The organism is Methylomonas sp. MgM2, assembly GCF_054172045.1.
Map to the genome: position 1 here is coordinate 277580 of NZ_JBSYXO010000002.1, position 13128 is coordinate 290707.

The 13128-nt window shown below is 51.4% G+C and carries 11 protein-coding genes; 7 read left to right on the forward strand and 4 right to left on the reverse strand.

Annotated elements, in window-relative coordinates; translation table 11 throughout:
• Positions 1-23: 23 nt before the first annotated feature.
• Together pyrE and ACW73I_RS02960 are read left to right on the forward strand one after the other, a co-directional pair.
• A complete protein-coding gene (pyrE, locus tag ACW73I_RS02955) occupies positions 24-662 on the forward strand; it encodes an orotate phosphoribosyltransferase (protein WP_458027717.1) in 639 nt (212 codons plus the stop codon).
• A gap of 101 nt (positions 663-763) precedes the next feature.
• Positions 764-2701 (forward strand): dynamin family protein, encoded by a 1938-nt coding sequence (locus ACW73I_RS02960; RefSeq protein WP_458027718.1) that lies wholly within the window; start codon positions 764-766, stop codon positions 2699-2701.
• Between the two features lie 87 nt (positions 2702-2788).
• Here the strand turns inward: ACW73I_RS02960 and speD are convergent, their stop codons facing one another.
• A complete protein-coding gene (speD, locus tag ACW73I_RS02965) occupies positions 2789-3568 on the reverse strand; it encodes an adenosylmethionine decarboxylase (RefSeq protein ID WP_458027719.1) in 780 nt (259 codons plus the stop codon).
• A 4-nt stretch (positions 3569-3572) separates the two neighbouring features.
• Complete coding sequence (locus ACW73I_RS02970) at positions 3573-3992, reverse strand: OsmC family protein (protein ID WP_458027720.1); 420 nt, start codon at positions 3990-3992, stop codon at positions 3573-3575.
• A 127-nt stretch (positions 3993-4119) separates the two neighbouring features.
• Here ACW73I_RS02970 and crp point away from each other — a divergent pair, with 127 nt between their 5' ends.
• Positions 4120-4776 (forward strand): cAMP-activated global transcriptional regulator CRP, encoded by a 657-nt coding sequence (gene crp, locus ACW73I_RS02975; protein ID WP_458027721.1) that lies wholly within the window; start codon positions 4120-4122, stop codon positions 4774-4776.
• Positions 4777-4866: 90 nt separating this feature from the next.
• Positions 4867-6066: an MFS transporter gene (locus ACW73I_RS02980; RefSeq protein WP_458027722.1), complete on the forward strand. Its 1200-nt coding sequence runs from the start codon at positions 4867-4869 to the stop codon at positions 6064-6066.
• Here the strand turns inward: ACW73I_RS02980 and ACW73I_RS02985 are convergent.
• Both ACW73I_RS02985 and bamE read right to left on the reverse strand, forming a co-directional pair.
• Positions 6031-6975 carry a peptidoglycan DD-metalloendopeptidase family protein gene (locus tag ACW73I_RS02985; protein ID WP_458027723.1) on the reverse strand — a complete coding sequence of 315 codons (945 nt, stop codon included), beginning with the start codon at positions 6973-6975 and terminating at the stop codon, positions 6031-6033. The two genes, ACW73I_RS02980 and ACW73I_RS02985, sit on opposite strands and share 36 nt — an antisense overlap.
• Positions 6976-6985: 10 nt before the next feature.
• Positions 6986-7330, reverse strand: coding sequence for an outer membrane protein assembly factor BamE domain-containing protein (gene bamE / locus ACW73I_RS02990; protein ID WP_458027724.1), 345 nt, complete (start codon positions 7328-7330; stop codon positions 6986-6988).
• A gap of 102 nt (positions 7331-7432) precedes the next feature.
• Here bamE and ACW73I_RS02995 point away from each other — a divergent pair, with 102 nt between their 5' ends.
• The 3 genes from ACW73I_RS02995 to aceF all read left to right on the forward strand — a co-directional run bounded on the left by ACW73I_RS02995 (position 7433) and on the right by aceF (position 13084).
• Positions 7433-9028, forward strand: coding sequence for a protein adenylyltransferase SelO (locus ACW73I_RS02995; RefSeq protein WP_458027725.1), 1596 nt, complete (start codon positions 7433-7435; stop codon positions 9026-9028).
• 77 nt (positions 9029-9105) lie between these two features.
• Complete coding sequence (gene aceE, locus ACW73I_RS03000) at positions 9106-11778, forward strand: pyruvate dehydrogenase (acetyl-transferring), homodimeric type (RefSeq protein WP_458027726.1); 2673 nt, start codon at positions 9106-9108, stop codon at positions 11776-11778.
• A gap of 13 nt (positions 11779-11791) precedes the next feature.
• Positions 11792-13084, forward strand: coding sequence for a dihydrolipoyllysine-residue acetyltransferase (aceF, locus tag ACW73I_RS03005; protein ID WP_458027727.1), 1293 nt, complete (start codon positions 11792-11794; stop codon positions 13082-13084).
• Positions 13085-13128: the final 44 nt, after the last annotated feature.

The following is a 13128-nucleotide window of genomic DNA, read 5'->3' on the forward strand; positions in this document are numbered from 1 at the left end:
CCCAGACCGCTCGGAAAACTCAGATGCTTGACTATCAAAAACAGTTCATTACCTTAGCCCTTGACTGCGGCGTTCTTAAATTTGGGGAATTTACCTTAAAATCCGGCCGTATCAGTCCGTATTTTTTCAATACCGGTTTATTCAATACCGGCGCTCAATTGGACAAGCTCGGTCAATTCTACGCTCAAGCGCTGATCAATGCCGATGTAGGCGTGGACGTGTTATATGGTCCTGCTTACAAGGGCATCCCGTTAGTTAGTACCACGTCGATCGCCTATTCCCGCTTGAAAAACGACATTCCCTTTGCGTTCAACCGTAAGGAGGCCAAGGATCACGGCGAAGGCGGCGTGTTGGTAGGCGCTCCGCTGCGCGGTAAGGTTTGGATATTGGACGACGTGATTACGGCGGGGACTTCAGTGCGCGAGTCCGTCGATATCATCCGCAACGCGGGTGCGAAAGTGGGCGGCGTGCTTATCGCATTGGACAGGCAGGAAAAAGGCGGTAACGACTTGTCCGCCGTACAAGAGGTTTCAAGTAAATTCGATATCCCGGTTGTCTCGATTATTTCATTAGCCGAAATTATCGAATTTATTGAACGAGACCACGATTATGCCGATAAATTGCCGGTGATTCGTTCGTATCGCGAACAGTACGGCATTTAGCATTGGTTCGATCATCTACCGCTTCTTGGTATTTAGTCTACAATTATCCCTTGATTATTCGCCCTCTTAATAATTGAGTACAGTCAGCAAAAAGGCGTGCCATGAGAAATCTGGAATTTAAAGACCAATTACACGAGTATTCGAATTGGCGTGAAAACTTGATCCAAGCGATCGAGATGTATCAGGAATGGCGGACTCGATATAAGTTCAATGACCCACAAAGTACCGATACCCTGTTGAATATTTTGCAAGGACTAAATGCTGATCGTGTGACCCTCGCCTTCGTTGCCGAGTTTTCTAGAGGGAAAACCGAGTTAATCAATGCTTTGTTTTTCGCGGAAACGGGCGTTCGGCTATTGCCGTCTTCCCCCGGCCGCACGACCATGTCGCCGACCGAGCTATTCTGGGATGAAGATGGCGGTAGTTATATTCGTTTGTTGAATATCGAGAGTCGGCTGGAAGATATTTCCTTAATGGACTACAAGCGTAATCCGGAGCGGTGGACACAAATTAACCTCAATATCAATTCGCCGACGCAGATGCAGGAGGCGTTCAGGGAGTTGGTCGCAATCAAAAAAGTGACCAAAGAATTGGCCGATAAATTGGGCTTATGGAATGAACGCGAAGCGGCCGAACAGGGCATCATCAATCCGGAGTTTGTAGAAGTGCCTTGTTGGCGGCACGCCTTGATTAGTTTTCCGCACCCCTTGCTCAAAGAAGGCTTGTGCATCCTCGATACCCCCGGCCTGAACGCATTAGGTACCGAGCCTGAGTTGACCTTGAGTATGTTGCCTAGCGCCCAAGCCATTGTGTTTGTGCTGGCTGCGGACACAGGGGTGACCAAAAGCGATCTTGAAATGTGGAAAAGTCATGTTTGTAGCTCGAGAGGACAGCGGCGTCAGGGACTTGCAGTGGTGATGAACAAGATCGATTCAATGTGGGACGATCTGGCTGGCGAAGCAGGTTATGATACGGCCATCCAGAAACAGATTGAAACCTCGGCTTCGATACTGAATCTCAACAAAGAGGTTATTTTTCCCGTATCGGCGAAGCAAGCGCTGTTGGCAAAAGTCAAAGGCGACCAAGTGCTGTTGGAAAAAAGCCGCCTACATAAACTGGAAAATTATCTGTCTGAGGATATCTTGAATCAGCGCAAGGATATTCTGAAAGGTGTGGTCGAAAAAGACATTGGCTTCTTGGTTAGCGAATCAATTAAATTGATGAGTACCAAAGTTGCCAATGCGACCAAACAGCTCGAAGAGTTCAAGCATATGGACTTTGAAAATCAGGAAATGACAGGCAAACTGATGGCGGAAACCCGAGACCGCCAAAATGCCTATATGGCGAATATCGAAAATTTTCAGGCCAGCCGCAAGGTGTTTGCGGTACAGGCCAAAATGTTGATCGAGTCTTTTTCCAAGGACAGGATAGACGAAATCATTCAACGGACCAAGCACGACATGAGCAAGAGTTTGACAACTTATGGCATGAAGCAGAACATGCGGAAGTTGTTCGACGAATTACGCGATTTGTTGCAAGATTCGGTCGATATCACGGAAGAAACCCGGCGATTGATTAAAGCGATACACAAGAAGTTTCAGGATGAGTACGGCTTTAAAGAAATCGAGCCGAAGCTTTTTTCGATCAAGCAATACCAATTCGAATTGGAACAGATTTTCGAAGAAGGTGAAGCCTTCCGCAATAGCGCTAGAACCACTATGACCGAGCAGAGTATTGTGATCAGCAAGCTCTACGGCACCCTAATCGCTAAAGCCCGGAATATTTTGCATCAAGCTTACAAAGATGCGGCCACTTGGAGCAACAGCGTGCTAACGCCGTTGATGCATCAGATCAAAGACCACAAAAAACAAATCGAAAGCCGTTTGATTATGTTGAGAAAGATCAATGAATCCAAAGGCTCCGTCAATGAAAGTATCGCTCAACTGGAAGCGGAATTAGCACCATTAAAGCAGCAGCGTCAAGAGTTGCTTGCCATTCTCAAGGCAATGCATATCGACGTGACCGGCGACGCCGACTAGCGCGTTAAGGAAAAGCCCCTCTCCTCGCGGGAGAGGGGCGGTTCGTGTGTCTCTGTAGATGGAGATGAAGTGCGGTCGATATGAAATTTAACTGAAGTTGCGGCCATAGAAGATCTCGGCCATTTCTTCCTGTAATTGTTCTTGAATTTCCAGCTTTTCTTCCTCTGTAAAATTGCTTTCCTTTTCAAACAAATAATTTTCCAGTTCCGTTTCTTTCAGCATCATTTTGGTGTGAAAGATATTTTCCTGATAGACGTTCACATCGATCATCTGATACAGCTCTTTAGTGCTTTCCGCTATGTAATTCTGAATCGAATTGATCTTGTGATCGATGAAATGCTTTTGTCCGGAAATATCGCGGGTAAAACCCCTTACCCGATAATCCATGATGACGATGTCAGATTCGAAGCTGTGGATCAAATAATTCAAGGCCTTAAGGGGAGAAATTTGACCACAGGTCGATACATCGATATCGGCGCGAAACGTACAGAGATCGGTATCAGGATGACTTTCAGGATAGGTGTGCACCGTGATATGGCTTTTATCCAAATGAGCCAGAATCGTATCGGGTAATGGGCCGGGCGACTCCGAATTCATCCCCGCCGGAATAACGGCGCCTTCGGCAATCAGCATGGTTACGCTGGCGCCTTGCGGGTCATAATCCTGATGAGCGATATTCAAAATTTCTGCGCCAATGATATTGGAAACGTCTTTTAATATCTGCGTGAGTCGTTTGGCATTGTAAGCTTCGTCGATATATTCGATATAGGCTTTTTCCTGATCTTTAGGTGCATAGCAAACATCGTAAATATTGAAACTCAACGACTTTGTTAGGTTGTTGAAACCGTGCAACTGTATCTTACTCAATCGATCAATCCTCTATAATTTCAAAATCATGGCTAATGTCTACGCCCGCTTTGCCGAGCATGATGGATGCGGAACAATATTTTTCGGCGGAAAGCTTAACCGCGCGTTCCACTGCGGTAAGCGGTAAATTTTTACCGCTAACTTTAAAATGTAGATGAATTTTGCTGAATACTGCCGGAACCGCGTCGACTCGCTCGGCGGTGAGTTCCGCTGTGCAACCGGTGACGTCGTGGCGTCCTTTTTGTAATATGTCGACGACATCAAAAGATGAACAGCCGCCGACGCCAAGTAAAATCATTTCCATGGGTCTGGCGCCGATATTTCTTCCGCCATGATCCGGAGGGCCGTCCATGACTACGGCATGTCCACTGCCGGATTCGCCGACAAACAGCCTGCCGTCGACCCATTTTATTGTTGCTTGCATGTCCAACCTCATCAATATAAAAATGGCGGGGATTTTACAATGATCGCGCCACCCTGATTGTTTTTTTTGCAAAATTTGTTTCTTTTGGTTACCGTAACATTTCTGCAAGGACAAAATTATTACGGCAATGAAACTGGTCAATAAAAATAACAAAATTTCTCAGCAAGCATTGGACGCGTTTTTGCATTTCTGTCACGTACGTGCCTATCCGGCAAAATTGACTATTGTTCGGCCGGGCGATGCGGCCGATAGATTGATGTTTGTCGTAGATGGGTCCGTCAGCGTCAGCGTTGAGGACGACGACGGACATGAGTTGATCCTGGCCTATCTGAACAAACACGACTTTGTCGGTGAAATCGGCGTGTTCAAGAATACGGACGTGCGTAGTGCTTTTGTCAAAACCCGGACGAAATCACACCTCGCGGAAATTGGCTATGAACGGTTCAAGACGCTGCTGAATGCGGAATTACGCGATCATGCGGTTGAGATTTTAACGGTGCTGGGCGAGCAATTATCGCGGCGCTTATTGATTACTAGCCGCAAATACAGGGATTTGGCCTTTATGGATGTTGAAGGGCGTATTGCGCGCACTTTGCTTGATCTGGCCAAAGAGCCCGATGCAATCACCCATCCCGACGGTATGCAATTACATATAACCAGGCAGGAAATCGGACGTATTGTCGGATGCTCCAGAGAAATGGCCGGACGCGTGCTGAAAGAACTCGAAGAAAAGGGTTTGATTACCGCGCATGGTAAGACCATCGTGGTATTCGGTACTCGTTAAATCCTTAACATTCCGGCGTCGGATTTTTTAAATTTCAAAATGGGAAGCGTCCATCGGCATTCAATCGTTAGACCTTAGTCTAAACCGCTAATGACGTCGACGCCTCCGATACCTATCCGGCGACAAATTCCGAAAAGCGTTTGGGCATTGGGTTTTGTCAGCCTGTTGATGGACGTGTCTTCGGAAATGATACACAGCTTGCTTCCGTTGTTCATGGTTAACAATTTGGGAGCCACCAGTACGATTGTAGGCCTAGTCGAAGGGGTGGCCGAATCGACGGCGTTAATCGTCAAGATTTTTTCCGGTGTCATTAGCGATTATTTCGGAAAACGCAAAGGTTTGGCTTTGTTGGGTTACGGCTTAGGTGCGTTGACCAAACCGCTGTTCGCCTTAGCTTCCAGCAACGTCATGGTGTTGAGCGCGCGCTTGTTGGATCGTGTCGGAAAAGGCATACGCGGAGCGCCTCGCGATGCGTTGATAGCCGACATTACCCCAACGCAAATTCGTGGTGCGGCATTCGGTTTACGTCAATCGTTGGATACCGTCGGCGCTTCGGTTGGGCCGTTGCTGGCTGTTGGTTTAATGCTTCTTTGGGACAACAATTTTCGAGCGGTTTTCGGGGTTGCCGTGATTCCCGGTCTTTTGGCGGTGATCGTATTGTTTTTCGGCGTAACGGAGTCTCCGCAAACGACTAGTCAACGCCGCAGTAATCCAATCAAACGCCGAAACTTGCAACGTCTGACCTCGCGCTATTGGCTAGTTGCGTTCATCGGTGCCTTGTTCAGTTTGGCGCGTTTTAGCGAAGCGTTTCTAGTGTTAAGAGCTCAGCAAAGCGGGATTCCCTTGGCTTGGGTGCCCATGGTAATGGTAGCCATGAACGTGGTTTATGCCGGCAGCGCCTATCCTTTTGGCAGCTTGTCCGACAGATGCAGCCATAGCCGCTTGCTGGGTTGGGGCTTGGCGGTTTTGGTCGTGGCGGACCTGGTATTGGCGCATGCCACGCACTGGACCATGGCAATTGCCGGGGTCATTTTGTGGGGCGTACACATGGGGATGACCCAAGGCTTATTGGCAAAAATGGTAGCGGACACCACCCCGGCCGACCTTCGCGGAACCGCTTACGGGTTTTTTAATTTGATTAGCGGTATCGCCATGTTGATCGCAAGCATTTTGGCCGGCTTGCTGTGGGATACCTTTGGTGCGGCAACGACTTTTTATGCCGGAGCGATATTCTGTCTGCTGACTCTGGCTATGTTAACGATAGCGAAAACCAGGGTTTATGCCTTCTAGCCACGCGCCTTGCTGCGGTTCAAACACGCGGCCGTCCGTACCGACGAACCGGAACGGTACCGAGACCAATCGCATGTCTTGATTGACTTGAACGGCGAAATGTAAATGCGGTCCGGTTGTAAAGCCGGTATTGCCTGAATAAGCGATCAGCTCCCCCGCTTGAACCCGCAGGCCTGAATGGGCCTGGGCTCTTTCCAATTCCAGATGCGCGTACACCGCCATGGAACCGTCGTCATGCAGAATCCGGATGCTGTTGGCTTTATTGGCATAGGCTTTTTCCGTTCCGCTTTTGAAATAATCGTCGTCGACTTCCAAAACTATGCCGCCGCGCGCCGCATGTACGGGAGTGCCTACCGGCATCATGATATCGACCGCGTAACGATTTTGCTCGTCTTGATGGCTGAATTTCCCCCCGAATGCTTGAGTAAGCTGAAAGCGGCTACCTGGAGCGATCGGCGGTAGATAAGGTTGTGAGCCGTGATAGCCGCTTAACGGTTGTCCGATCATATATTGGTATTGAAGGGTAAAGCGCCAAGATTGATTATTTGCAGCCCCTCGAATATTAAATAGATCGGCGGATTTGCCTTCGCCAACCACAAAACGTTGCGGTAAAGGCGGATCGGCTATGGCATTTTCATGCTTTTCCCAATCCACTTCAATTTCTATCGGGCCCGGATATTGGTTGACGGCATAAAAAAACAGCTGCTGTTGATCGCCATGTTTTTCCAGTCTGACGCGTTGTTTAGGCGCCGGCTTTAATTGCCTGACTTCAACTTCTTGGTCGGATACCGGCGCCTTGTCGCTGAAATGCCAGCGACCTTGCCCGTCTTGATACTTATAAAGCTTTTTGGCGGACGCGTTGCTCGATGCCAATGCCAACAGGAGCAAAATCGGCCAACGCGCCGCCATGGATAACGCTTTATTTTCGGGTAGTGCCGAAGGTATAGGACCTTACGATACCTTGATTATCGAACCGAATCAGCAAATCCTGGGTGTCGGCCGGACCGAATAAATAATATTTGTAAATGCCGTAGGTCCAAGTGCTCTTCCCGTCTTCCGAGCCCTGACGCCACGGCGTGCCGAAAATGGTTTCAATGTCTTGTTTGGTGCTTTGGCCGATCTTGATTTCCGGCACCCGCGACCCGGCAAATTCCTGGCCGACACTAAAGCACCCCGTTAATTGCGTAGAAACGAGGCTACTAAGGAGCAGTAATGAGCTGAGCTTGGTCGCCCGTGCGCCAAGTTTAAGAAACAGTGTTTTCATGAAAATAAACCTCAATTGGTCGGATGATTGTTATAAAGTGCCCGATAACATTGCCTGAGCCGCGTAAAGTCACAAAGCCAAATAAATTTTAGCCGAAATCCGATGCCGAATTCATTTAGTGGCGGTGTATTTGCCGCACTTAGTTTTGACAACCGTTTCGTACGGGAATTGCCTGCCGATCCTGACACCGACAATTACCGGCGACAGGTTTACCAGGCTTGTTACTCCTTGGTCCGGCCGAAAGCCGCCAAAGCGCCGCGACTGCTGGCTTATTCCAGGGAAATGGCCGAGCTACTCGGCTTAAGCGAAGAAGCGTGTCTTTCCGACGAGTTTTGCCAAGTGTTTGTCGGAAATCGTTTGACGCGCGGCATGGAACCCTATGCGACTTGTTACGGCGGTCATCAATTTGGATACTGGGCCGGGCAGTTGGGGGATGGCCGGGCAATCAATTTGGGGGAAGTCGTCAATAGCCAAGGCCAGCGCTGGGCCTTGCAACTGAAAGGCGCCGGCCCTACGCCCTATTCCCGCAGCGCGGACGGATTGGCCGTATTGCGTTCGTCAATACGTGAGTTTCTATGCAGTGAAGCCATGCATCATTTAGGCGTTCCGACCACCAGGGCATTGAGCGTGATTCTGACCGGCGAACAAGTGGTGCGCGACATGTTTTATGACGGCAACCCGCAGTTGGAGCCCGGTGCGGTGGTATGCCGAACCTCGCCTTCATTTACCCGATTCGGCAGTTTCCAGATTTTCGCGGCGCGTGACGATCTGGAAAACATGAAAAAGCTGGTGGATTACACGATTAGAACCGATTTTCCGCATTTGGGCGAACCCTGCAAGGCCGTCTACCTGCAATGGTTCGAGGAAGTCTGCCGCAGTACCGCGCGAATGATCGTGCATTGGCAGCGGGTCGGTTTCGTCCATGGCGTCATGAACACCGACAATATGTCGATTTTGGGCCTGACCATCGATTACGGCCCCTACGGTTGGTTGGAGAATTACGATCCGGATTGGACCCCGAATACGACCGATGCGCAAGGACGCCGCTACCGTTACGGCAACCAGCCCAAGATGGCTTACTGGAACTTGGTGCAACTGGCCAACGCCATCTATCCATTGATTCAGAAGGCTTCGGCTTTGGAAGAGGCGCTGACCGTCTATAGTTCGACCTTCGAACAAGGCTGGCAGCGTACCATGGCCGACAAACTGGGCTTGTCGGCCTTCGATCAAGTTTCTGACTCGGTCTTGATTCAATATCTGGAGAAATTGCTGACGGCGGCCGAAACCGATATGACCTTGTTTTATCGCGGTCTGGCCGATCTGGGTGTTGACGACGACATTCAGTCTTTTCAGACATTTATGCAAGCTTGCAGCTATGCGCCTTTGAGCGAAACCGTTCAAGAAATGGGCGCCAATTGGTTCGAATCCTATCAAAATCGTTTGAAACGCGACCATAAGCCCGAGGCCGAACGGCGGCAGACTATGAACGCCGTCAATCCGCTTTACGTACTCCGCAATTACCTGGCCCAGCAGGCCATCGATTTAGCGGAACGGGACGACTTCAGCATGGTATGGGAATTGTTGGATACCCTGCGCACGCCCTACATCGCACAGGCGGGCCGCGAGCGTTTCGCCGAAAAACGGCCCGACTGGGCCAAGCAGCGTCCCGGTTGTTCGATGTTATCGTGTAGCTCCTAAACAACAAAAAAACATGCCGAAAACGGTCATTTCGGGTATCCTTTTTGGGCTAATCCAACGATTTTCTAGGTTCCGTAATGAACAACAATACCGATATTGCCGCAAAACACGATATTGATCCTGCAGAAACTCAGGAATGGATGGAGGCACTGCAAGCGGTGATTGAAAAAGAAGGCTGCGAGCGCGCTAGCTTTCTGATCGAAACACTGCTCGAAACCGCCAGAAAAACCGGTCTGGACATTCCCTTTTCGGCCAACACGCCTTACATCAACACCATCCCGGTAGACAATCAACCCAAGTACCCCGGCAACTTCGATATCGAGCGCACCATCCGCTCCTACATACGCTGGAATGCGATCATGATGGTGTTGCGCGCCAACAAACATACCAATGTCGGCGGGCATATCGCGAGTTTCGCATCGGCTACCACCTTATACGATGTCGGACAAAATCATTTCTGGCACGCGGCGTCGGACAAACACGGCGGCGACTTGATATTCACGCAAGGCCACTCGGCTCCGGGCATGTACGCACATGCCTTTTTGCTCGGGCGTCTGAGCGAAGAACAAATGGATAATTTCCGCCAGGAGGTCGGCGGCAACGGTTTGTCATCCTATCCGCATCCTTGGTTGATGCCGGAATTCTGGCAATTCCCGACCGTTTCCATGGGCTTGGGCCCGATCATGGCGATTTACCAGGCCCGTTTCATGATTTACATGCAAGGCAGAGGCCTGGCGAATACCGATGGACGCAAAGTCTGGGCGTTCTTGGGCGACGGCGAGACCGACGAACCGGAAACCTTGGGCGCCATCGGCATGGCCGGCCGCGAAAAACTGGATAATCTGATCTTCGTCGTCAACTGCAACCTGCAACGCCTGGATGGTCCGGTACGCGGCAACGGCAAGATCATACAAGAACTGGAAAGCAATTTCCGCGGCGCCAACTGGAACGTCATCAAAGTCATCTGGGGCCGGCGCTGGGATCCTATTCTGGCGCGCGACAAAGACGGCCTGGTCGTCAAGCGCATGATGGAATGCGTCGACGGCGATTATCAAACCTTCAAATCCAAGGACGGCGCTTACGTACGCGAACATTTCTTCAATACGCCGGAATTGAAAGAATTGGTCAAAGACTATACCGACCGCGACATCTGGGAACTGAATCGCGGAGGGCATGACCCGATAAAGGTCTTCACCGCGTATAACGCGGCCGTTAATCATCGAGGCCAGCCCACCGTGGTTTTGGCGCATACCATCAAAGGTTACGGCATGGGAGAATCCGGCGAGGCCCAGAACATCAGCCATCAACAAAAGAAGATGAGCATGGAATCGATCACGGCTATCCGTAATCGCTACCAATTGCCGATCAGCGACGAAGAATTGCCGAACCTGCCCTATATCCGCATGGCCGAAGATTCCGACGAGTTGAACTATATGCGGCAGCGCCGCGTCGACCTGGGCGGTTATCTGCCGGCGCGAAGAACCAAGTCCTATCCGCTGGAAATCCCGGCTTTGTCGGCTTTCAAAGGCATGCTCGAAGGCACCGGCGAGGGTCATGAAATCTCGACCACGATGGCCTTCGTGCGTATGCTGAACGTCCTGGTCAAAGACAAACAAATCGGCAAGCGCATCGTGCCCATCGTGCCGGACGAATCGCGTACTTTCGGCATGGAGGGCATGTTCCGCCAATTGGGTATCTGGTCGCAGGTCGGCCAACTCTACACGCCGCAAGATGCCGAGCAATTGATGTTCTACAAGGAAGACAAGCACGGTCAAGTGCTGCAAGAAGGCATCAACGAAGCCGGCGGCCTGTGCGATTGGATTGCCGCGGGTACGTCTTATTCGACGCACGGCGTGCCGATGATCCCGTTCTTCATCTATTATTCGATGTTCGGCTTTCAGCGCGTCGGCGATCTGATTTGGGCGGCCGCGGACCAGCGTACCCGCGGTTTCCTGCTGGGCGGCACCGCCGGCAGAACTACCTTGAACGGTGAAGGTTTGCAGCATGAAGACGGCCATAGCCACTTGATCGCGGCGACGGTTCCGAACTGCTATTCCTACGATCCGACTTTCGCCTACGAACTGGCCGTCATCATCCATGACGGCTTGCGCCGTATGTATGTCGATCAGGAAGATATTTTCTATTACATCACGCTGATGAACGAAAATTACGAGCAGCCGGCCATTCCAGGGCCGGTGGAAGCCGATATCCTGAAAGGCATGTATCCCTTCAAAAAGGGGCCGAGCGGCAAAAGGCCTCGCGTACAGTTGCTCGGTTCCGGTACCATATTCATGGAAGTGATCGCCGCGGCGCAACTACTTCGCGACGATTGGGGCGTCGATGCGGACCTGTGGAGTTGCCCAAGCTTTACCGAACTGGGTCGGGACGGTCACGCCTGCGACCGCTGGAACCGTTTGCATCCGACCGAAGCGCAGCGTCTCGCTCACGTCGAGCGTTGCCTGAACGATGCTCAAGGGCCTGTCATCGCCGCGACCGACTACATTCGCGCGTTCGCCGAGCAAATCAGGCCTTGGGTCAAAAAACCGTACACGGTATTGGGCACGGACGGTTTCGGCCGCTCGGATACCCGCGCCAACCTGCGCGGTTTCTTCGAAGTCGATCGATATCACGTCACGGTCGCCGCCTTGCATGCCCTTGCGCTAGCCGGCGAAATTGACCTGTCCAAAGTCGAAGTTGCGATTGCCAAATATAACATCAACCCGGAAGCGACAGCCCCTTGGCTGATATAACGGAAAGCAAACGATGAGTTCTTTAATTGAAGTGAAAGTACCCGATGTCGGTAATGTGCCCGAAATCGACATTGTGGAAGTATTGGTTCATCCCGGCGACGTAGTCGAGCTGGAACAAACTTTGGCGGTCATGGAAACCGATAAGGCCACCATGGACTTGCCCTCAAGCGCTGCCGGCGTGGTCAAGACCGTGCATATCAAACCCGGCGATAAAGTGGCCGAAGGCACCTTGATCGTGACCGTCGAAGCCGGCGATGCTGCGCCGGCGAAACCGGCGCCTGCAGAGTCCGCTCCCGCTCCGGCACCGGCCGAACCGGAGCCCGTCGCGGCTGTCGAAGCGCCGAAAGCGGAAGCGGCGGCGTCGGCTCCGGCACCGGCAGTTTCGATGGTCGGCGGTGAAAACCATAAGCCGCACGCTTCTCCCAGCGTTCGTCTATTCGCTCGCGAGCTGGGCGTCGATCTGGGTAAAGTCTCTGCCGGCAGCGGCCGCAAAGGCCGGATCATGAAAGAGGACGTGAAAGCCTTCGTAAAGCAAGTCATGGCGACCGGAGCGCCGGTATCCGGCGGCGCGGGAATCCCGCCGATTCCGGCGGTCGATTTTTCTCAATTCGGTGAAATCGAGGAAAAACCGCTCAGCAAAATCAAACGTTTGACCGGGCAAAATCTAAGCCGGGTCTGGCTGAATTTACCGCTGGTGACTTATCACGACGAAGTCGCGATCGACGACATGGAAGCCTTCCGTAAATCCGTCAATGCGAGCCAAGGTAAAGACGGCGTTAAAGTCACCGGTTTGGTGTTCATCATGAAGGCGCTGGTTGGAGCGATGCAGCAGTTTCCGTCCTTCAACAGCTCGTTGTCTCCGGAAGGCGATAAGCTGTTCTTGAAAAAATATTTCCACCTCGGTATCGCAGTCGATACGCCCAATGGTTTGGTGGTTCCGGTGATTCGCGATGTCGACAAAAAGGGTATTTTTCAATTATCCAAAGAATTGGCCGATATCAGCGAACTGGCGCGCCAAGGCAAACTCAAGCCTTCGGATATGCAGGGCGGTTGCATGACCATTTCCAGTCTCGGCGGTATAGGCGGCACGGCGTTCACGCCTATCGTCAATGCGCCGGAGGTTGCCATTCTGGGAGTGACCCGCTCGAAAATGCAGCCGGTTTGGAACGGTTCCGCATTTGAACCAAAGCTGATGCTACCCCTGGATATCACCTATGATCATCGAGTCGTCGACGGTGCGGAAGGTGCGCGTTTTATGGAAGCGCTAAAGGCTAACTTAGCGGATATTCGCCGCTTGTTGTTGTAAGCAAGTCGAAAAAACCGTAGGCCGGAATTAATGCTAGCGTTTCC